The organism is Aeromonas sp. Y293-4, assembly GCF_027705905.1.
GTDB lineage: Bacteria > Pseudomonadota > Gammaproteobacteria > Enterobacterales > Aeromonadaceae > Aeromonas > Aeromonas veronii.
This window is the reverse complement of sequence record NZ_JAPDCI010000002.1, coordinates 185,202-204,711: the sequence shown is the minus strand read 5'-3', so window position 1 is coordinate 204,711 and position 19,510 is coordinate 185,202. Positions and strand designations below refer to the sequence as shown.

Here is a 19,510-nt window from a genome sequence, read left to right as displayed (position 1 = left end):
ATGAGCAATAAGATGAACAATGTAGCGGGGCTTGCTCTGTTGCTGCTAAGCATTCCGGCCAGTGCCGACGCCATGCGCTGCAAGAACGCCCTGATCAGCGAGGGTGACAGCACCGCCGAGATGCTGCTCAAGTGCGGCGAGCCGATGTTGCGGGAAGATATTACCCGTAACGAGGAGAATCTGCACGGCACTGTGGTTGAGGTCAAATATGGCGAACGCTGGACCTACAACTTCGGCAAGAACGAGTTCATGCGCTTTGTGACGGTGCGCAATGGAAAGGTGACTGACATCGAAAACGGCCCGCGCGGCCAGTAGCCGGCGGGCAAAGCATGGATGCACAACAGACAGTAGGGCAAGACCCTTTGACTCACATGTCCGGCAAGGGGTCGCGGTGACCAAGTTGTCTTACAGCCAGATTGATCTGGCGAGCCAGTCTTAGCCGCTGGCGGCAGGTCAGGCCATGGAGGCTGATCCTGCCCGCGTTGAATTCAAATGTCCCCAGCGACTCGATGGCAAAATAGCCTCGATGAAAGCTCTTGATGTAGCGAGCGATCTGCCGTGGGGATAACTGCTTGAATACCTTCATCACACGGTTCCCTGATTGCCTGGACAGGGCACACTATGGTGTCGGTCGATGACACTGATATGACGGTTTATAAAGATTTGCATGAATCCTTATTTTGCCAGTGAGCTCGGCAAATTGACGGCATCATCGAAAAAGTTGTGCCATGGCAAACCACCGCACCGATATACTGCGGGCTTGAATGGAACAAATAAAAGGGCCTGTGCGTGGAATGGGTTGATGTGGTGGACGGGAACAACCGGGTGATTGGTGTGGCCGAGCGAGCCGAGGTGCGGCGGGAGAATCTCTGCCATCGTGCCAGCTATATTCTGGTGCTCGACGACGCGGATCGGATCCTGGTGCAGCGACGCACCCTCAGCAAGGATTTCTGCCCCGGCATGCTGGATGCCTGCGCCGGTGGCGTGGTCACCACCGGTGAGGAGATGGAGCGCTCCGCCCGCCGCGAGCTGGCCGAAGAGCTGGGGATTATGGATGTACCCCTGCAGGGCTTTGGCAGCTTTTATGCGGAAGGGGAGGGCTACCGGGTCTGGGGTGGCCTCTTCAGTTGCCGTTATCAGGGGCCGCTGCAGTTGCAGGCCGAAGAGGTGAGCGCGGTGCACTGGATGAGCCTGGCCGAGATTGCCGAGCGTGCCAGCGAATTTACCCCCGACTCCCTGCTCGCCATCGCCACTTGGCAGGCGAGACGCTAACGTCTCTCTTTAGATATTTTCTTTTCCAGTTCAGAGACAAGACGGGCAGCCTGATGGCTGCCCGTCTGCCTTTGTGCATTTAGTTGGTCTGCTACACCAGCTTGAGGCGTCGGTTGGTGCGCCCGCAAGCGCTCGGCTTGGCGAGCCAGTGACCTTGCCAGTCGGTGGCTAGCCGCAGCAGCGGATACTCCAGATCGAGCCGGGTCACCACCAGCTGGCCAGTCTCGTCGCCACTCACAGGATTGCCGCTGGCGGGATCGATGATTTCGACGATGCAGCTTTCGTTGACGATAAAGCCCTGACCGGGCTGACTCTCGTAGGCCACCACCCCCACATCCTGCCACACCAGACAGTTGAGGGCTGCAATGCCGTGAATGGCGCGCAGTGGTGCCGTTTCAGGATGGGTGGCTTCGCACAACAGGGCGCGGCGCAGCGAGTCGCTCGGGATCTCCGCTGCTTCGGCCGCTTCCAGCAGGTCGAGCAGGGTCACCAGCGGGCCGACATAGCCGGTGGGTTGATAGCGCAGCAGTGCCTCCAGCTGGCGCTGGGTATCGTGGGGCCCGCAGGGTACCACGGGAGCCCCCAGCTGGCGGGCGCCGTTATCGAAGATAAAGGCGGTGGGGCCAGCATGATAGTCGTGGCCGTTGAGCATCACTTCCCCCGCCTTGAAACCGGCGGCAAACAGCGCCCGGGCGGCCCCCCACCAGTCAGCCCCCGCATATTCGGGGATGGCCAGCTGGCCCGGACAGGAGAAGACCCGCAGCGCCTGACTGGCGGGGCGGCCGGTGAGACCGGCAAAGGGGGGATGAGCTTGCTGAGCGGCAAAGAGTTCTTTGCTGTCGAGTAGCGGCAGGGTGGCCAGCTCTGCCAGATCCTCGAGGCGGCACTGGCGATAGGCGCTGGAGTAACCGGCGCAATATTGACTGACATGGGTAAGCTGATGATTGAGCTGGTCCAGTTGCTGCTGTTCGCGCATGGCGGGGGGACGAATTTCCAGACCATCGTAATAGTGTTGCATGGGGCCTCCTGGCGCCGTGAAACCAGCTCAAGAGTAGTCTGCCCAAGGGGAAAATGCCTGCCGCTATCCATGGTCAGGCTCAGAGCCGCTGTTAGGCGGCATCGTCACTCTGGGATAAACTGGCGACTTCCCATCACGACTCAGGACGAGAAATCATGATTGCTGTAGGACAACCCCTGCCTGCTGGCGAATTTACCTTTATCACCGCCGAGGGCAAGCAGCTGCGGGATAGCAAGACGCTGTTCGCCGGTAAAAAAGTAGTGCTGTTTGCGGTACCCGGCGCCTTTACTCCCACCTGCTCCAATGCCCATCTGCCCGGTTATGTGGTGCTGGCCGATCAGTTCATGGCCAAAGGGGTGGATGCCATCTGTTGCCTCTCGGTCAACGATGCTTTCGTGATGCGGGCCTGGCAGATGGCCCAGAACGCTGAGGCGATCACCATGCTGGCGGATGGCGATGGCAGCTGGACCCGGGCGCTGGGCCTGGCCAAGGATACCGGCGCCTTTGGCGGCATCCGTGCCCAGCGCTTTGCGTTGATCGCCAACGATGGTGTAGTCGAGCAGCTGTTTGTGGAGGCACCGGGCAAGTTCGAGGTCTCCGATGCCGCGAGCCTGCTGGCTGCACTGTGAAATGTTAATCACGGTTTGATTTCCCTTGAAATGGGAGGTGGCACAGCTACACTGGCGCCACTTTCCCATGGTGCCTGCCCGTTTGGGCTGGCGCTTCGTTGCAGATAACAAGAGATGAAGATCCTATGACCCTGGCTTTTGTTGCCCTGATTGCCGGACTGGCGCTGCTGGTCTGGAGTGCAGACAAGTTTGTCGACGGTGCCGCCGCCACTGCCCGTTATGCGGGGATGCCGCCGCTGCTGATCGGCATGGTGATCATCGGTTTTGGTACCTCGGCCCCGGAGATGGTGGTCTCGGCGCTGGCGGCGTCCCAGGGCAATCCCGGGTTGGCGCTCGGCAATGCCTATGGCTCCAACATCACCAATATCGCACTGATCCTGGGTCTGACGGCACTGATCAGCCCTATCGCGGTGGCCTCTCAGGTGGTGCGCAAGGAGATCCCCATTCTGCTCGGTATTACCCTGCTCTCTGGCGCCCTGCTGATTGATGGGCATCTGGGCCGGATGGATGCGGTCATTCTGGGGGCCGTCTTCGTTGCCCTGATGGGCTGGTCCATCTGGGCTGGCATGAATGGCAAGGGAGATGCGCTGGATACCGAGACCGCCGAGGATATCGAGAGCGAGGGGATGTCCCTCAAGAGCGCCATCTTCTGGCTGGTGGTCGGGCTGGTGCTGCTGATCGGCGCTTCCCGCCTGTTGGTCTGGGGGGCAGTGACCATCGCTCAGGCGCTCGGTATCAGCGATCTGGTGATTGGCCTCACCATAGTCGCGGTGGGAACCTCCCTGCCGGAGCTGGCCTCGTCGCTGATCGCCATTCGCAAGAACGAGCACGATCTGGCCCTTGGCAACGTGCTCGGCTCCAACCTGTTCAACACCCTGGCGGTGGTGGGGATTGCGGCGGGCATCCACCCGCTCGATGTGGCGCCGGAGGTACTCACCCGTGACTGGAGCATCATGATGGGGCTGACCCTGCTGCTGCTGGTGATGTGTCTGGGCCGCAAGGGGCAGGGCCGTATCAACCGGTTGGAGGGGGGCGTGCTGCTCACCTGCTTCGTCGCCTACACCGGCTGGCTGCTGACCAGTCAGTTTATCTGATAGAGGTTGGTGAAATGAGAGAGGGGGAAGCTCAAGCTTCCCCCTCTTGTTTTTGCCCACTGAACCTGTTGGCGAGCGGTGTGCTCAGGCTACTGCCACCAGCTTCTGCCCTTTCTGGCTGCTGTCCAGAATGAGGATGCTGGCCTTGGGGAAGAAGTTGAAGGTGGAGGCGGAGGCCCAGGTGTAGGCGCCCATCACCTTGCCAACCACCAACTCGCCGATAGCCAGGTCCGGCAGCATGATGCCATCGCGGATCACATCCACGCTGTCGCAGGTGGGGCCGGAGAGCACCGAGTTGTGCTGCTCGCCACTGGCATAAGGCGTGCTCACCGGATAGGTGACGTGGTCATAGAGCTGGCCGTTGTAGCTGCCGTAGAGGCCGTCATCCAGGTAGTACCAGATCTTGTCGCCGCGGTGGGCCTTGCCCATCACGCTTGAGACTGAAGTCATGGCTGGCGCGCTGATAAAGCGGCCCGGTTCGGCAATCTTCTGCACGGTAGCGGGCAGCTTGGCCAGTGCTTCGCGGATCGGCGCGCAGAAACCGTCGATATCGAACTCGCCCCCTTCATAATCCACCGGGAAACCGCCACCGATATCCAGCACCCAGGGCTTGAGCCCGAGCGCCCAGGCCTGCTCCATGATCTCGCGGCAGGCGTCGATGGCCTGCACATGGCGACGGGCATGAGGCACTTGCGAGCCGACGTGGAACGACAGCCCCATCACCTTGATCCCCTTGGCGTGGGCCAGTTGCAGCAGCGGCAGCGCCTGCTCCGGGGTGCAGCCAAACTTCTTGGAGAGATCGACCTTGGTCTCGGGGTTGGGGAAGCTGACCCGCAGCAGCAGTTTCACTTCGTCCTTGTAGGGAATGAACTTTTCCAGCTCCAGTGGGTTGTCGTAGACAAACACGGTGCAGCCGAACTCGAGCGCATAACGGATATCGCTGTCGCGCTTGATGGGATGGGTATGAATGCAACGCCCCGGGCGAACCCCCTGACTGCGCACCAGATCCACTTCGCCATTGGTGGCCAGATCGAAACAGGCCCCCTCTTCCTTCAAGACAGAGACCACCGCCTCATGGGGCAGGGGTTTGAGTGCATAGTGCAATCGTACATCGGGCAGGGCGGCGGCCAGGGCCCGATACTGTTTGCGGACGGCTGCCTTGTCGAGCAGCAGCAGGGGGGAGCCGAATTGTTCAACCAGCTGACGGTAATCTTGTGCGACCACATCTTTTGCAACCAGGGTCTCGTTCATTCTCTTTTGGTCATCCTTAGGGGGCGTGATATGCCCAAGCCATATGCGATTGAACCGGCAACGGCCGGGTCAGGCGAGCGGTCCGGTGGGACCAACCGAACACAGTGCATAAATTGATAACAAAGTGCTTGGTTATGCAGCGGATTATCGGCTTATTGATTCTGTGTGCAAGCATTTTGATTGGATATGTCGTCAAGATTTTCTTGGCGAAACGAGAGGGATCACTGTTCTCTATCCGCCATTTTTCCCGTTTGGGTCACATTTGATCCGTGAGAGCCTAACTTGTTGATAGTTAACTAACATTTAACATTCTTGCTGCGGTTCTGGTGGTCACTAAAAAAATATAAATGGGGGCGGCCAAGTGCGAGACAGCTCACATTTTTTGGATTAACATGCCGACTTCCTAATCCAAACTAGTTCGGATGAAGGTAGCAGGAGAGCGATGGGCAACCATCCACCGAAGAAGTGAATCTTTCAGGTACCGGGCAACCGGTGTGGACTGCTACTGGACGATACTCTGGAGAGACCCGTTAAATCGGGCGCCGAAGGAGCAAGGCACCACGACTACCCGCAAGGGCAGGCTAGCGCCGGAAACTCTCAGGCAAAAGGACAGAGGGGATGGGATGGTTGTACCTGGGCTTGGCCCGCATCCGATCGCCTCTGGCCGATCGCGACACCTATGGGAAGATCATCCTTCTCCTCCTTAATTTCTGTTTCTTAAGGAGGATGCATGTCATCAATTCAATCGGCGTTAACCGCCATCGATAGCTTTATCTGGGGGCCGCCCCTGCTGATCCTGCTGGTCGGGACCGGTATCTATCTCACCCTGCGTCTGGGTCTGCTTCAGGTCGTGCGCTTGCCGCTCGCTCTGCGGTTGGTCTTTGGCCGCGATCAGGGGCATGGCAAGCAGGGGGATGTCTCCAGCTTCGGCGCCCTCTGTACCGCCCTCTCTGCCACCATCGGTACCGGCAACATCGTCGGAGTGGCTACCGCCATCAAGCTCGGCGGCCCCGGTGCCCTGTTCTGGATGTGGATGGCGGCGCTGTTCGGCATGGCCACCAAGTACGCCGAGTGTCTGCTGGCGGTCAAATACCGCGAGCAGGATGCCAACGGCCAGATGGCTGGCGGCCCCATGTACTATCTGGAGAAGGGGCTCGGTTCCAAGCCACTCGCCAAGCTGTTTGCCCTGTTCGGTATCGGCGTGGCCTTCTTCGGCATCGGTACCTTCCCTCAGGTCAATGCCATCAGTGATGCCATGAGCCTCTCCTTCTCGGTGCCCCGTGAAGCGACCGCCGTAGTGCTGACCCTGATCGTGGCGCTGGTGACCCTGGGGGGGATCAAGTCGATATCCAGCGTGTCGAGCAAGGTGGTGCCCTTCATGGCCATCTTCTACATCGTCGCCTGTCTGGGCGTGCTGGTGAACAACGCCAGCGCCCTGCCCGATGCAGTTATGCTGGTGATCGAGAGTGCCTTCACCGGCCATGCGGCGACCGGCGGCTTCGTCGGTGCCAGCATCATGCTGGCCATTCAGTCCGGGGTGGCGCGCGGGGTTTTCTCCAACGAGTCAGGTCTGGGCTCTGCACCCATCGCGGCGGCGGCGGCCAAGACCGATTCCTGCGTGGAGCAGGGGCTGGTCTCCATGACAGGTACCTTCATCGACACCATCATCATCTGCACCATGACCGGCCTGACCCTGGTGGTGACCGGCGTGTGGAGCGGCGATGCAAGCGGCGCCGCCATGACCAGTCTGGCCTTTGCCCAGGGGCTTGATGCCCATGTCGGCCAGTATCTGGTGAGCATTGGCCTGCTGTTCTTCGCCTTTACCACCATCCTTGGCTGGAACTACTACGGCGAGCGCTGCACCGAGTACCTGTTCGGGGTGAAGGCAATCAAGCCCTATCGTCTGGTCTATCTGGCGCTGGTTGCGAGCGGTGCTTTCCTCCATCTGGATATGATTTGGCTGCTGGCCGATATCGTTAACGGCCTGATGGCGGTGCCCAACCTCATCGGCCTGATTGGCCTGCGCCATGTGGTGATCGCCGAGACCCGCGCCTACTTTAGCCGGGATCTGGATAGCGAAGCTGAACCGGAGCCGCAGACGGCCTGAGCGCCTCGGCCCGTTTCACGCTCCCCTTGAAAAGAACAAGCCACGACTCCGGTCGTGGCTTTTTTGTGCGCTGTGTCTATGGATGGGTACTTTCCCTCTCCCTTCGGGATAAGGTCAGGATGAGGGGGATAGCCGCTCGCTCAGCAGGCTATCCAGACGTGCTCGCACTTTCTCCACCAGTGCCTGATCGCTACCGCTCCAGCCGATGCACCTTGCCAGCGTGGTGGAGGTTCCCGCCATAAAACGCAGTTCGCCGCCCGCCAGCTCGTAGAAGCGGCTCGCCATCCTGGTTCCCTCATCCACATCACCCGCCACCAGCAGCATGGCTTGCGCCAGCACGGCGCCCTGGTGATCCTGCCCCGGCGCCAGCCAGCGCTGGGCGGTACCGGTGATCTTGCGTCCCCCGATCACCAGATTGTACTGACCATCGCAAAAGGAGCCGGGCACGAAGTCATAGCTTCCCTCCAGGCCGTACTCTGCCAGCAGGGTCAGTAGCGGCGCACCCAGCAGCCGGTAGTAGTGGGCGAGATCTGTGGTGGTGCGGGGCAGCAGCAGGGATAGGTTGAGGATCCCCGCCCCGTGGGGCACGGCGGTACCGCCACTGTCGCGCACATGTACCGGCCAGCCTTCAGCTGCAAGTTGCTGGCAGGCGGCTTCGTAATGGGGGAGGTGGGTATCTTTGCGAGTGACAATCAGGCATTGGGGCGCCTGCCAGAGGTGAGCGCGGGGCTGGCCGTCATGGGCACAGTCGCGCAGCCAGTGCAGCTCTTGCGCCAGTATCTGTGCGGGTGAAGCGGTATCGGGGAGGTGGGAGAGCAGGCGATAGGGCATGGCGGCATCCTCAAAAAAGGCTGCCCAGCACACTACCCGTGGCGACAGGCAAGGTAAAGCCCCGCAAGTGCGGGGCTTGGGTTGGCTATCGGTGGACGATGTCTCAGGAGTGACGCGCTTCGCGCTTTGGTAGCAGCAGGTTGAGCACGATGGCGGTAATGCCACCGGTGGCGACGCCGTAGGAGAGCACGCTCTTGGCCAGCTCCGGCAGGTGTTGCAGCACTTCCGGCACCTGCGCGACTCCCAGCCCCATGGCCAGCGACACTGCCAGGATCATCAGGGCGCGGCGATCCAGCTCCTCGCGGGCAATGATGCGCACGCCAGCGGCGGCGATGGTGCCGAACATCACGATAGTGGCGCCCCCCAGCACGGGCTCGGGGATCTGCTGCACCAGACTGGCGACCGCCGGGAACAGGCCGAGCAGGGCCAGCATGGCGGCGATAAAGAGCCCGACGTGACGGCTGGCGACGCCGGTCAGCTGGATGACGCCGTTATTCTGGGCGAAGGTGGACATGGGGAAGGTGGAGAAAACTGCCGCCAGCATGGAGTTGGCGCCATCGGCCAGCACGCCGCCTTTGATCCGCTCCATATAGACAGGCCCTTCCAGTGGCTCGCCGGAGATATCCGAGGTGGCGGTCATGTCGCCGATCGCTTCGAGCGCCGTCACCACGAAGATGATGGCGAGCGGCACGAACAGCTGCCAGTCAAAGCCGAGGCCGTAGTGAAGCGGAATGGGCACCATCACCAGCGGGCCGTCGAAGGTGGGGGCGCTCACTTTGCCCAACAGCAGGGCCACGGCATAGCCCGCCAGCATGGCGATCATGATGGCGGAGAGGCGCAACCAGGGGTTGCGACTGCGTTGCAGCAACACGATAAGGCCGAGCACCAGCAGGGAGAGGAAGAGGTTGGTGTGGCTGGCGAAGCTGCCATCAGAGAGGGCTGCATAGCCGCCGCCCATGCTGATGAGACCTACCTTGATCAAGGTCAGGCCGATCAGCAGCACCACTATGCCGGTGACCAGCGGGGTGATGATCCGTTTCACCAGATGGAGGAAGCGGCTCATCACCACGATAGTGAGTGCGGCAACCATCATGGTGCCGAACAATGTGCCCAACAGCTCCTCGGTGGGCATGGCCGCCTGTTTGAGGGCGAGACCGGAGGCGATGATGGGGCCGAGGAAGTTGAAGCTGGTGCCCTGTACCGAGAGCAGGCCGGAACCGATGGGGCCGAAGCGGCGGGTTTGAATGAAGGAGGCAATGCCGGACATGACCAGCGACATGGAGACGATATAGCGAGTGTCGGCGGCAGGGAGGCCGAGGGCATTGGCGATAATCAGGGGCGGGGTAATGATGGCGACAAACATGGCGAGCATATGCTGCAGGGCGGCGAACAGCGTCTGGGGCAGAGGCGGGACATCCTCTATGCCATAGACCAGTTCGCTATGGGCTCGCCTGGGTGGATGTGCCTCTCGATTGGCGCGTGTGACAGCAGCCTGTTCCATAAGTACCTCGAATTGTGTGGGGAGGGGGAGAAAATTGGGCGCTATTGTAGTGATTGAAATGAGGCTGACCAGAGCTAATTATGCAAAAAAAGGTTTATTTTTTGATGGGTTGAAACGTTTGCGTGCTGCGATTATCATCTGTCGGTTTGTGTGACCGACCTCTCCTTTTTATTCTCCCCGCTAATGACAATTTTACCACTTTGTAGGTGTAGAATGAGCCCTCAGTATTCATCGTGGAGACTCTGGATGCTCAAGTTGTCAGAGTTCTGGAGTGCGAGGGTTCACTCCGAAGACTTTACTCGTACTCGCATGGGCTTTATGACGGTGCGTTTGCGCCTGCTGACCTGCTTGCTGATGCTCGGATTGCCCGCTTGGGCCGTGGTGGATTGGTTGACCTTGCCCGCCGTTCATTTCGAGCAGCTATTCCAGGCCAGGATCTTCTGCACCCTGGCGCTCTCGCCACTTATTCCGCTCTCGTACCTCATCCACTTCAAGCGGGAACGGATGAAGCTGGCCCTTGGCTACCTGATGGCCGTGATGATGCTCTTCTCCCTCTTCTGCCTGAACAGCTTTGGCGCCGGACAGGAGTTGCAGGCGGGCTATGCTGCCTTTCCCTATCTGCTGATCACCCTGTTTGCCATCTTCCCCATCCCTCTCTCCCTCGGCTTGCAACTGGCTGGTGTGGTGCTGGTGACCATGCTGTTGGGTCACTGGCTGCTGGTGGGGCAGAGCATCTGGAGTCAGGCCACCCTGAATCAGGTGTGGGTGCTCGGCATGTTTACCATGGCCAGCTGCTGGGTGCAGTGCGGCCAGCTCAATATGCTGCTGCGGCTCTATCGGGAATCGACCACCGATGAGCTGACCGGCATGATGAACCGCCGCCTGCTGATGAAGCAGCTGGAGCAGGCCAGAATCCGGCTGCAACTCAAGAAGAAGCCCTTCGCGGTGATGCTGCTGGATCTCGATCGCTTCAAGCGGATCAACGATATCTACGGCCATCTGGCGGGGGATGCGGTGCTCAAGGAGGTGGCTACCACCCTGGGGGAGCAGCTGGAGCCTGACATGGTGCTGGGGCGTTATGGCGGCGAAGAGTTTGCCATCCTGATGCACAACTGCGCAGATCCGGCGCTGGCAAGCAAAATGGCTGAGCGGCTGCGCATTGCCGTCGAGGCGCGGCTGGTGAAGAGCCCCACCTCGGACGAATTGCTGGAGGTGACGGTGAGTATCGGGATTGCCATGGCTCGTTCCGATGACACCATCGATATTCTGATCAACCGTGCCGACGAGTGTCTCTATCAGGCCAAGATGGCGGGACGCAACTGCGTGGTGGTCGAGGGGCAGAACCGCGCAAAAACAGATGCCGCCTGAGGGCGGCATCTGTTGGCAATGAGCTGGCGAGATCAGGCCAGCTTGTACTTGCCGGAGAGCTGCTGAGCCAGCAGCTTGAACATGTTGAAGACCGCCATGGTCTTGCCGGTCGGGGTGCCATCTTCGGCCAGGAAATACTCCCCCTTGAACACCAGAATATCCCCCTTCTGCTCCACCGAATCGGCGCGCATACCGTGGATGAAGTCTTCATGCTCTTTGATGATCTTGTTGGCCATCTCAAGCAGGGCCGTCTCGGTGATCAGCTCTTTCTGTGGTTGCATGCTCGTCTCCTTAAACGACTACTGGACAGGGAAATCGTGGATCCCTGTCTCTGATTGAAGAGGCGCCCAGCATACTGCAAACAGGGTTTTTCTGTCATTGATATGACCCCGATTTGTGGCTGTTTATCCGATCACCAGATTCTTCAACCAGCAGCGTTGGCGAATACGGCGCTGCACCAGCAACACCTTGCTGAGCTCCTCCAGCAAGACCACCGCCACCACCCAGGAGAGGGGCCAGCCGAGCAGCGTGACCGCCACCCAGGCGAGCGGGATGCCGATGCACCACATGCCGACGATGTCGATAAAGATGCTGTAGTTCACATCACCGCCAGAGCGCAGCACTCCGATGATCCCCACCATGTTGAACACCTTGAGCAGCATCCCGAGGCACATGATGCCGAGCACCTGTCCCGCTTCTGTCATCAGCTCGGGGGGCAGGTTGCCGACCCACTGCAACAGGTTGGCTTGCAGCAGCCAGACGATGATCCCCACCAGCAGCGCGCCAATCGGTGCCAGCAGCAGGAACAGCTGGGAGTGCTGCCAGGCAATCTCGTACTCCTCGGCCCCGAGCCGGTGGCCGAGCAGGGTGGAGCAGGCCACCGCCAGTCCGAAGAAGAGGGAGATAAGGATGCTCTCCAGGGTGCCGAGTGTGGTCATGATGGCCAGCGAATCGGTGCCAAGATGGGCATAGAGAAAGCCGTAAATCAGCATGCCGAAGGCCCAGAGGCCGTCATGGAACAGCAGCGGCAGGGCGATCAGGGTAAAGCGCACCACCTCCTTGCGCTTGAAGGCGGCCAGCCAGTCTGGTGCGCGCGGGATCAGGCGCGCCTCGTAACGCTTTACGTAGAGCAGCAGCAGGGCTGTCTGCAGCAGCCGGGAAATGGTGGTGCCCCAGGCCGAGCCGGCGACCCCCATCGCCTCGAAGCCGAAGTGACCGAAGATAAGGGCGTAGTTGAGGATGACGTTGGCGATGATGGCGATAATGCCGATGCGGGTCGGCGCGGCGGCATTGCCGACCGAGCGCAGGGCTGACTCCAGCGGCACTACGATGGCAGTACAGAGGATGGTGGCGCCGGTGATCATCAAGAATTGATCCGCCAGAGCCCGCAGTGCCGGATCCTGACTGGCAAAACCCAGCACGCTGCCCGGTGATAACACATAGATGAAGGCAAAGGGCAGGGTAACCAGCAGGGCGCCCACTATGGCCAGCGCCAGGGAGCGGCGCACCCCGGCCATCTCCCCGCGCCCGAAGTATTGTGCTGCCAATACCGAGACCCCGCCCGAGAGGCCCGCTATCACCAGCAGATTGAAGAAGAAGACCCGGTTACCCAAGCCGACCGCCGCCACAGCCGTGGTGCCAAGCTGGCTCACCATCATGATATCGATGAGGCCGAGCAGGGAGAACATCATGGATTGCAGCGAGACAGGCAGGGCCAGCCGCCACAATCGGGTCATGAACTCGCGATCGGTGGTTTGTTTTAAAATCGCTTGCCAATAATTCATAGTTGTTAACCGGGTATGAGAAAAGCAAGGTTTGTCAGGGGTATGATAGGGGCTGACGAGGCTCTTCTCACTGTGAGTAGCTCTCGATTTTCTTGTGTAAAACTATCCTGTTGAGGTGTTATGCCATTTGCCAGCGAGTGTCTGGAGATAGCGCCAGCCTGTGAAGAGCAGATGCTGGGACGTGAAGGGCTGCCCCTGCTCGGCGAGGCTGGGATCTTCCTGACCGGCCTCTCACGGGTGCGGGATCACTACCTCATCCGTCGCAATCGCCCCGAGTTTCACATCCTGATGGTGAGTCACGATGAGGGGGGCGCGCTGCTCACCGACGAGGGTGAGCAAGCCATTCCGGCCGGGTCACTGATTTTCCTGCCCGCCGCCGTGCCCGGTGGTCTCAAGCTGATTGGCGAAAGCTGGCAGATCAGCTGGATTTTGCTCGATGACGTGCCGCGCTGGCAGCACCTGCATCGTCTTGGGCACCGTATCTGGCAAGGGGATGGCGGCGATCAGCTCTACCATCTGCTCAGCCTGATGCAGGGGGAAGGGGTTCGCTCCCCGCTGCAACCTCAACTGCTCAGCCTGTTGCTGGCGCTGCTGGAGCGCACCCTGCAAGGGGAGGTACGCGGCACCCCTGAACTCAGATTGCAGGCACTGTTTCGCCGGGTGGAGGCGCGCCTGGACGAACCCTGGAGTGTCGCCCTGCTGGCCCGGCAGATGGCCTGCTCGGTGCCCCATCTGCATCGCCTCTGTCAGCAAGCGTTCGGTATGGGGCCGATGGCGAGGGTGACCGAGCTCAGAATGAACAAGGCGCGCCAGCTGCTGCTCTATACCAACTGGCCACTTGGCGAGCTGGCGGCCCGGGTCGGTTACAGCGATGGGGCCAACTTTGCCAACCGCTTTCGTCGTCTGACTGGTCAGACCCCCGGCGCCTTTCGTCGACTGGGTCGCAAACCTTTTGCAACGGATGTGCAAACTCTTTGAAATTAATGAGACAAGCCCCTAGGATCGGCGGGTCCCTGCGTCTAGCTAACCGTTTAGGTACCAAGATCCATGTTTGAAGATAATAACCAGAAACGTCCTCTCTACATTCCCTACGCCGGTCCCGCCCTGCTGGAGACCCCTTTGCTCAACAAGGGCAGCGCCTTCACCAGCGAAGAGCGCAGCAACTTCAACCTCGAAGGTCTGTTGCCCCAGAATATCGAGACCATCGAAGAGCAGGCCGAGCGTGCCTATCGCCAGTTCATGGCGTTTGGCAACGACATGGACAAGCACATCTACCTGCGCAACATCCAGGATACCAACGAGACGCTCTTCTACCGTCTGCTGCACAACCACCTGACCGAGATGCTGCCCATCATCTACACCCCGACGGTGGGCAAGGCGTGCGAGGAGTTCTCTAACATCTATCGCCGCGCCCGTGGCCTGTTTATCTCCTATCCGGACAAGGACAGGATCGATGACATGCTGCAAAACGCCACCAAGCAGAACGTCAAAGTGATCGTAGTGACCGATGGCGAGCGGATCCTGGGTCTGGGTGATCAGGGGATCGGCGGCATGGGCATTCCCATCGGCAAGCTGTCGCTTTACACCGCCTGTGGCGGCATTTCGCCCGCCTACTGCCTGCCGGTGGTGCTGGATGTCGGCACCAACAACCAGCAATTGCTGAATGACCCCTTCTATATGGGGTGGCGCAATCCGCGTATCTCGGGGGATGAGTACGCCGAGTTTGTCGATGCCTTCATTCAGGCGGTCAAGCGCCGCTGGCCCGATATCCTGCTGCAGTTTGAGGATTTCGCCCAGAACAACGCCATGCCACTGCTCAACCGCTACAAGAACGAGCTCTGCTGCTTCAACGACGATATTCAGGGTACTGCGGCGGTGACGCTGGGCAGCCTGATCGCCGCCTGCAAGGCCTCCGGCGCCAAGCTCTCCGAGAAGCGGGTTGCATTCCTCGGCGCGGGCAGCGCCGGCTGCGGCATCGCCGAGCAGATCGTGGCACAGATGAAGGCTGAAGGGCTGACCGATGCCCAGGCACGCAGCCGGGTCTTTATGGTGGATCGCTTCGGTCTTATCACCGACAAGATCCCCAACCAGCTCGACTTTCAGCGCCGCCTCTCCCAGCCGGTGGAGCGGATCGCTGACTGGCCGGTGGGGGACAATATCTCCCTGCTGGAGGTGATGGAGCACGGTCGCCCGGACATCCTGATTGGGGTCTCCGGTCAGCCGGGGCTGTTTACCGAAGAGGTGGTCAAGACCATGCACAAGCACTGTGCCCGTCCCATCATCTTCCCGCTCTCCAACCCCACCTCCCGGGTCGAGGCGACGCCGGCAGACCTTATCCGCTGGACCGACGGTCAGGCGCTGGTGGCCACCGGCAGTCCGTTTGCACCGGTGGAGCACAAGGGCAAGCGCTACGTCATCGCCCAGTGCAACAACTCCTTCATCTTCCCGGGGATCGGTTTGGGTGTTATCGCCTCCGGTGCCACCCGGGTGACTGACGCCATGTTGATGTCGGCCAGTCGCGCGCTGGCGGAGTGCTCGCCGCTGGTGAAAGGGGAGGAGGGTTCTCTGCTGCCGGATCTGGCGGATATCCATCAGGTCTCCCGCTACATCGCCAAGATGGTGGCCAAGACCGCCATGCTGCAGGGCAAAGCGGTGCAGACCCCGGACGAGGTGATCGATCAGGCCATCGACGCCAACTTCTGGCATCCGGAATATCGCCGCTACCGTCGCACCTCGTTCTGATTTCTGCGCAAAGACGCAAAGCAAAAGGGATGCCTCGGCATCCCTTTTTACTGCACGTCTGACATGGTTATCGCCTCAAGATCAACTACTCGCTGCCGCCCTGTACGCCGGTGACACGCACCTCTACCCGGCGATCCGGCCCAAGGCAGTCGATGAGCGCCGCCTTAGCTTTGATGGCATTACACTGGTTGCCGGTGACCGGATTGCTCGCGCCATTGCCCTGGATGCTCACCTTGTCGGCAGGCAATCCCTTGCTGATCAGAAAGTCGGCAACGGTTTGGGCCCGAGCTTCTGACAACCTCTGATTATTGGCATCCGAGCCGATACGGTCGGTATACCCCATCACGACCGCACTGCCATCCTTGGGCTGCACGTCGACGATCTGCTGGTAGAGATCGTCCAGCGCACTCATCCCCTCCTGTTTGAGGTCCGCTTTGCCAAAGGCGAACAGCACATCTGAACTGAGGTTAAAGGTCTGATCCACCACCTCCGGTTCGGCCGGTGGCGGGGGAACCACGACCGGGGCGGGCGTGGGGGCTGCTTCTTTGGGTTGGCTGCGGTTCGGGTGGATCACCAGCTCCAGCGTGGCGGTGCTGATGTCGCTGACCCAGCGCTGGGTGCCGCTGTTGGCTTTGCCGTTATCCGGATCATCGCCAACGCGCACTATGTAGCGGTAGCGTGCCTGCAGATCGACCCAGTCATGGAGCCGGGCCGTCACTCCCAGACCCGCCAGCGGCGCCAGGTTGTCGTCCCCGCCATTGACCGATTCGACATGATAGATATAGCCACCACCCTCGGCAAAGAGCGAGAACATCTCGCTGAGCGGCAGGCGGCCAATGACTGACAGTGTGGCTCCCTTGCTGTTGAAGTCATGGCCGCTGATATCCCAGTCACCGGTGGAGAGATAGCCAATCTCGGCCCCCAGGTTTTCCGTGAAGTTGTAGCCGCCAAACAGGGAGAGCGCAGTCGCATCCTTGCCGACATCCTGACTGAAATCATTCAGATTGTGGGCAATGGCCCAGCCACCGCCAACCCCGGCATACCAGTCGTGAACCGGTTCCGCTTGTGCGCCTGTGCTCGCCAATGCCAGTGCAATCCACACAGGTTTTACTCTTATGTTCATCGCGTATCCTCGTCGATGTTTGGTGTAGTGAGGTTGCCTGCTGGTCAAACCCCACACTTATGTATAGGTGACGGGCTGTTTTTAACCACCAAAGAGGTATGGGGGCGACACGCCGTGAACCATGGCGCGAGACGGGAAGAGGAAGGGGGCAAAAGAGGGTTACAAGGTGGGTTAAATAAGCGGCAAGAAAAAGGAGGCCAGGTGGCCTCCTTGTTATGTCGGACTGCAGGATTACTGTTGTACTTGCTGCACGCCGGTGACGCGTACTTCTACACGGCGATCCGGTGCCAGGCAGGAGATCAGCTGAGCCTTGCCCTTGACGCTGTTGCACTGGGTACCGGTGACCGGATTGGCTTCACCGCGACCTTCGATGGCCACTTTGCCAGCAGGCAGACCTTTGCCAACCAGGAAGTCGGCTACGGTACGAGCACGCGCTTCGGAGAGTTTCAGGTTGTAGGCGTCAGAGCCGATACGGTCGGTGTAACCGACGACCACGGCGCTGCCATCTTTCGGCTGAACATCAACGATCTGCTGATACAGCGTATTCAGCGCTGCGACACCTTCTGGCTTGAGGGTGGATTTGCCAAAGGCAAACAGCACGTCAGAGCTCAGGGCGAAGTTCTTGTCGACCAGTACCGGCTCGGGAACCGGCTCAGGCGCAGGGGCGGCAACCGGGGCAACATAAGAGGTGCGATTCGGGTGCATCACCAGCTCCAGGGTCGCGACGCTCATGTCGCTCTCCCAGGTTTTCTGCTCGTCACCCAGATTCCACAGATAGCGGTAGCGTGCTTGCACATCGATAAGGTCGGAGAGCTTGGCAGTCAGACCCAGACCCGCCAGCGGCGCAGTGCCGTTGTCGCTGTTGCCATTGCCGTTGACGTGATTGAAGTAGGCACCACCTTCAGCAAACACCGAGAAGATGTCGCCCAGCGGCAGGCGGGCGATACCGGAGAGGGTGGCACCCTGGGTTTTGAAATCGGCACCGTCAACGCCCGCTTTACCGGCGTAGAGGTAGCCCAGTTCAGCTGCGTAGTAGTCGTTGAAGTTGTAACCGCCGAACAGGCTCAGCGCAGTGGCGTCTTTGTCAGTGTCTTTGCCAAAATCATCCAGACCGTGGGCATATGCCCAACCTGCACCAACACCGGTGTACCAGTCATCGGCAGCCTGAGCTGTGGTGCCTGCGGCGGCGAGCGCCAGTGCAATCAGGGTAGGAGCCATTTTGAGTTTCATCGGTTTATCCTCGTTGTGTTAGCCCATGTCGGGCAATGCACTTGTTTTTATTGCTGCGAAAAATCGCCAGCAAAGTGGATAGCGAAGGCTTTGGACTCTCATGATGCATTGGCGTCATGGACAACAGACCGGACAAGAAGCGCTTTTTAGTGCTTATCCAATACCTTACAGGCGCAACTACTTTATGCTTTCGAGACGGGGCAGGCAAGGGCAGGGAGGCGGGAGTGAGGGATGCAAGCGAGAACTAGACAAACAAAAAGGGATGCCGCAGCATCCCTTTTTTTCGCACTATCTGAACGAGGTCAGATTATTGCTGAACTTCTTGTACACCAGATACGCGAACTTCTACGCGACGATCCGGAGCCAGGCAGGAGATCAGTTGAGCTTTAGCGGTTACGCCGTTGCACTTGGTGCCGGTAACCGGGTTGGCTTCGCCACGACCTTCGATGGCAACTTTGCTGGCAGCCATACCTTTGCTTACCAGGAAGTTGGCAACGGTGCGGGCACGGGCTTCAGACAGCTTCTGGTTGTAAGCGTCGGAACCGATACGGTCGGTGTAACCAACAACAACAGCGTTGCCATCTTTCGGCTGGAACTCAACGATTTGCTGATACAGACCGTTCAGGGCTGCAACGCCTTCAGGCTTCAGGGTGTCTTTGCCGAAGGCAAACAGCACGTCTGAGTTCAGGGCGAAGTTCTTCTCTACCACTTGTGGAGCAGGAGCCGGCGCTTCTTCAACAACCGGAGCAGCTACCGGAGCTACGTAGGAAGTACGGAACGGGTGGTATACCGCTTCCAGAGTAGCGATGCTCTGGTTGGCTTTGTAACGCTCACCGTTGGCGTGCAGGTCAGCCACGTCCCACATGTAGCGGTAGCGAGCTTGCAGATCCAGCGCGTCATTTACCTTGTAAGTCACACCAGCACCGGCCAGCGGGGAAACTTTAGTGTCGCTGGTGCCCAGACCATCGGTGTGACCCCAGTAGGCGCCGCCTTCAGCGAACAGGGAGAAGTCGTTGCCAACCGGCATACGGGCGATACCGGACAGGGTGGCACCCTGGCTCTCGTAACGGTTGCCGTCGGTGTTGCCACGACCGGTGTACTGGTAGCCCAGTTCGGTACCGAAGTTCTCGGTGAAGTTGTAACCCATGAAGGCGTTGGCAGCAGCCGCGTCTTCCTGGCCTACATTGGTGCTTTCCAGCTTGTTCAGGCCGTTGAAGTGAGTAGCACCGACACCGGCACCGAAGTAGATGTCGTCAGCGGCGTGAGCAGCGGTAGCACCCAGAGCAGCCATGGCGATGGCGATCATGGAAGGAGCCATTTTCATCATAAAAAAATCCTCGTTGAGATCGCACGTTATTCACGTGCTTCACACTTTGTAATTTATGTAAGCTGCAGGCTCCGCCGTACGGCTGGCGTCGAGTCTGGCAGATGACCCGGTATAACCGGGTTGCACACTCTCCTGGTGTGTCGAGTGCGCTGGCATGGCACGCAATGCGTGAGAAACCACTGCCAGGCAACTGATGTCATTCCGATGACGAGGCGCACTCTATGCCGATTTTA

18 protein-coding genes and 1 riboswitch are annotated in these 19,510 nt (G+C 59.8%); of the genes, 8 read left to right on the top strand and 10 right to left on the bottom strand.

All coding sequences use genetic code 11. The features are described from left to right. The gene (locus OKC31_RS03065) at window positions 1-315 is read left to right on the top strand and encodes a DUF2845 domain-containing protein (protein WP_257696452.1); all 315 of its coding nucleotides are present in this window, start codon (window positions 1-3) and stop codon (window positions 313-315) included. 52 nt (window positions 316-367) lie between these two features. Here OKC31_RS03065 and OKC31_RS03060 read toward each other — a convergent pair whose 3' ends face one another. Next, entirely contained in the window at window positions 368-586 is a 219-nt protein-coding gene (locus OKC31_RS03060; protein ID WP_005338403.1) for a DUF1107 family protein, read from the bottom strand. Between the two features lie 203 nt (window positions 587-789). On the opposite strand from OKC31_RS03060, the gene yfcD reads away from it, so the two are divergent. Next, window positions 790-1,272: an NUDIX hydrolase YfcD gene (gene yfcD / locus OKC31_RS03055; RefSeq protein ID WP_088869894.1), complete on the top strand. Its 483-nt coding sequence runs from the start codon at window positions 790-792 to the stop codon at window positions 1,270-1,272. A 91-nt stretch (window positions 1,273-1,363) separates the two neighbouring features. Here the strand turns inward: yfcD and OKC31_RS03050 are convergent, their stop codons facing one another. Then, entirely contained in the window at window positions 1,364-2,290 is a 927-nt protein-coding gene (locus OKC31_RS03050) for a phenylacetate--CoA ligase family protein (protein ID WP_058056707.1), read from the bottom strand. Between the two features lie 155 nt (window positions 2,291-2,445). On the opposite strand from OKC31_RS03050, the gene OKC31_RS03045 reads away from it, so the two are divergent. Together OKC31_RS03045 and OKC31_RS03040 are read left to right on the top strand one after the other, a co-directional pair. Next, complete coding sequence (locus tag OKC31_RS03045) at window positions 2,446-2,919, top strand: peroxiredoxin (protein WP_257696451.1); 474 nt, start codon at window positions 2,446-2,448, stop codon at window positions 2,917-2,919. Between the two features lie 125 nt (window positions 2,920-3,044). Further along, window positions 3,045-4,013: a calcium/sodium antiporter gene (locus OKC31_RS03040; RefSeq protein WP_005343920.1), complete on the top strand. Its 969-nt coding sequence runs from the start codon at window positions 3,045-3,047 to the stop codon at window positions 4,011-4,013. Between the two features lie 84 nt (window positions 4,014-4,097). On the opposite strand, the gene OKC31_RS03035 is transcribed toward OKC31_RS03040, so the two are convergent. After that, the gene (locus tag OKC31_RS03035; protein WP_043818871.1) at window positions 4,098-5,264 is read right to left on the bottom strand and encodes a type III PLP-dependent enzyme; all 1,167 of its coding nucleotides are present in this window, start codon (window positions 5,262-5,264) and stop codon (window positions 4,098-4,100) included. Between the two features lie 507 nt (window positions 5,265-5,771). After that, a riboswitch (glycine riboswitch) is annotated at window positions 5,772-5,887 on the top strand. A 107-nt stretch (window positions 5,888-5,994) separates the two neighbouring features. On the opposite strand from OKC31_RS03035, the gene OKC31_RS03030 reads away from it, so the two are divergent. After that, window positions 5,995-7,371: an alanine/glycine:cation symporter family protein gene (locus OKC31_RS03030; protein ID WP_021229128.1), complete on the top strand. Its 1,377-nt coding sequence runs from the start codon at window positions 5,995-5,997 to the stop codon at window positions 7,369-7,371. A gap of 114 nt (window positions 7,372-7,485) precedes the next feature. Here OKC31_RS03030 and OKC31_RS03025 read toward each other — a convergent pair whose 3' ends face one another. Together OKC31_RS03025 and OKC31_RS03020 are read right to left on the bottom strand one after the other, a co-directional pair. Then, a complete protein-coding gene (locus tag OKC31_RS03025; protein ID WP_257697550.1) occupies window positions 7,486-8,202 on the bottom strand; it encodes a lipoyl protein ligase domain-containing protein in 717 nt (238 codons plus the stop codon). Window positions 8,203-8,305: 103 nt separating this feature from the next. Continuing rightward, window positions 8,306-9,703 carry a nucleobase:cation symporter-2 family protein gene (locus OKC31_RS03020; RefSeq protein ID WP_257697549.1) on the bottom strand — a complete coding sequence of 466 codons (1,398 nt, stop codon included), beginning with the start codon at window positions 9,701-9,703 and terminating at the stop codon, window positions 8,306-8,308. A 246-nt stretch (window positions 9,704-9,949) separates the two neighbouring features. Here OKC31_RS03020 and OKC31_RS03015 point away from each other — a divergent pair, with 246 nt between their 5' ends. After that, a complete protein-coding gene (locus tag OKC31_RS03015; RefSeq protein WP_005349944.1) occupies window positions 9,950-11,071 on the top strand; it encodes a GGDEF domain-containing protein in 1,122 nt (373 codons plus the stop codon). A 32-nt stretch (window positions 11,072-11,103) separates the two neighbouring features. On the opposite strand, the gene OKC31_RS03010 is transcribed toward OKC31_RS03015, so the two are convergent. Continuing rightward, entirely contained in the window at window positions 11,104-11,352 is a 249-nt protein-coding gene (locus OKC31_RS03010; protein ID WP_005338382.1) for a YciN family protein, read from the bottom strand. Window positions 11,353-11,475: 123 nt separating this feature from the next. Then, complete coding sequence (locus OKC31_RS03005; RefSeq protein ID WP_042079813.1) at window positions 11,476-12,855, bottom strand: MATE family efflux transporter; 1,380 nt, start codon at window positions 12,853-12,855, stop codon at window positions 11,476-11,478. 120 nt (window positions 12,856-12,975) lie between these two features. Between OKC31_RS03005 and OKC31_RS03000 the strand changes: the two genes are divergently transcribed. Together OKC31_RS03000 and OKC31_RS02995 are read left to right on the top strand one after the other, a co-directional pair. Further along, window positions 12,976-13,833 (top strand): helix-turn-helix transcriptional regulator, encoded by an 858-nt coding sequence (locus OKC31_RS03000; protein ID WP_040066718.1) that lies wholly within the window; start codon window positions 12,976-12,978, stop codon window positions 13,831-13,833. A 69-nt stretch (window positions 13,834-13,902) separates the two neighbouring features. Beyond that, entirely contained in the window at window positions 13,903-15,597 is a 1,695-nt protein-coding gene (locus OKC31_RS02995; protein ID WP_005338379.1) for an NAD-dependent malic enzyme, read from the top strand. An 85-nt stretch (window positions 15,598-15,682) separates the two neighbouring features. Here OKC31_RS02995 and OKC31_RS02990 read toward each other — a convergent pair whose 3' ends face one another. The 3 genes from OKC31_RS02990 to ompA (OKC31_RS02980) all read right to left on the bottom strand — a co-directional run bounded on the left by OKC31_RS02990 (window position 15,683) and on the right by ompA (OKC31_RS02980) (window position 19,277). Further along, window positions 15,683-16,720: an OmpA family protein gene (locus tag OKC31_RS02990; RefSeq protein WP_270656246.1), complete on the bottom strand. Its 1,038-nt coding sequence runs from the start codon at window positions 16,718-16,720 to the stop codon at window positions 15,683-15,685. A gap of 231 nt (window positions 16,721-16,951) precedes the next feature. After that, entirely contained in the window at window positions 16,952-17,950 is a 999-nt protein-coding gene (ompA, locus tag OKC31_RS02985) for a porin OmpA (protein WP_005358919.1), read from the bottom strand. 307 nt (window positions 17,951-18,257) lie between these two features. Further along, a complete protein-coding gene (gene ompA / locus OKC31_RS02980) occupies window positions 18,258-19,277 on the bottom strand; it encodes a porin OmpA (RefSeq protein WP_013723997.1) in 1,020 nt (339 codons plus the stop codon). Between the last annotated feature and the right edge of the window lie 233 nt (window positions 19,278-19,510).